This is a genomic window from Streptomyces sp. NPDC002588 (assembly GCF_040295925.1).
In the GTDB taxonomy this organism is placed as follows: Bacteria; Actinomycetota; Actinomycetes; order Streptomycetales; family Streptomycetaceae; genus Streptomyces.
In genome coordinates this window covers 1-1010 of the sequence record NZ_JBEOWF010000128.1, presented here as the reverse complement: position 1 = coordinate 1010, position 1010 = coordinate 1, and the positions used below count along the sequence as shown (strand labels likewise).

The window sequence follows — 1010 nt, the reverse complement described above, 5'->3', positions numbered from 1 at the left end:
ACCCAGGCCCCCGACCTCACCGAGGTCCAGCAATACCTCGACGGCATCGGCGTCGCCAAGTTCAAATGGCCCGAACGCATCGAACCCATCGACGAATTCCCCCTGACCAACATCTCCAAAGTCGACAAACGCGCCCTGCGCGCCAGGATCACAGCCGTACTCGCCGCCGAAGACCCACGGTGACCCCCACACCACACCGCACCCACGGGAAGGAACCCACATGTCCGACACCGTGACCACCGAGCACCTCGGCGAACGGGCCGCCCTGAGCCTCGCCGCAGCCGACTTCACCGACATCCCCGGCGGACTCCCCGTACTCAAGAACGGCCAGACACTCGGCGCCATCGCCGTCGCCGGCAGCACCCCCAGGAACGACATCACCCTCACAGAAGCCGGCCTCGCCGCACTCGACCCCACCTGACAGCCCCACCAACCCCGAACTCCCGCAGGGCGGCAGGCCTGACGATCCCCTGGCCGCCCTGCGGGTCACCCACGTTTCCGCCTCTCACGTGCACAGGCCCCGCCGTCATCTCCTGACGGCGAGCCATCCCCGTATCCCAACCAGCAGGCCGAAGTCCCTGCGGCCGCCATCTCGGAGTCGGAAAGGTCGGCACACGCCCGGCCGACGTCGCGTGCGACTCGACGGGAGCCTTCTGGTGCCCCGGCCGTCAGTGGCGTCCGCACCGGGGTGACTTTGATGTCGAATTTTAACCACTATCGAAGAAGGGGAGGCGTGGCAACGCCTCCGACCTGGCTACCATCATCAGCATGACGAAAAGCGCGCGAACGACCGCAGGGGACTCCGCACCCGGCAGCAAGGCGAAGGAGGCCCCGGGCGGCCGGTCCACGAGTCGGCGCGAGCTCGTCGAGAACGAGATGTTCGAACAGGCTTCCCGGCTGTTCGCCGAGCGAGGGTTCGCCGGGACCAACCTGGGAGACATCGCCGAGGCCATGGGCATCACACGCCCCGCTCTGTACTACTACGTGAAGAGCAAGGACGATCTGCTCGC

2 protein-coding genes and 1 pseudogene are annotated in these 1010 nt (G+C 67.0%); all 3 read left to right on the top strand.

Annotated features, from left to right (window positions below; genetic code table 11):
• Positions 1-183, top strand: a pseudogene (locus ABT057_RS49120) (2,3-dihydroxybenzoate-AMP ligase); the annotation flags it as partial.
• 37 nt (positions 184-220) lie between these two features.
• Complete coding sequence (locus ABT057_RS49115; RefSeq protein WP_352351927.1) at positions 221-421, top strand: heme-binding protein; 201 nt, start codon at positions 221-223, stop codon at positions 419-421.
• 347 nt (positions 422-768) lie between these two features.
• Positions 769-1010, top strand: a 242-nt coding sequence (locus tag ABT057_RS49110; RefSeq protein WP_352351925.1) for a TetR/AcrR family transcriptional regulator, incomplete at its 3' end; no start/stop codon positions are given.

What these genes read in the sequence shown, in the direction of transcription:
- ABT057_RS49115 (WP_352351927.1), top strand. Translation starts at nt 221, where the DNA reads ATGTCCGACACCGTGACCACCGAGCACCTCGGCGAACGGGCCGCCCTG.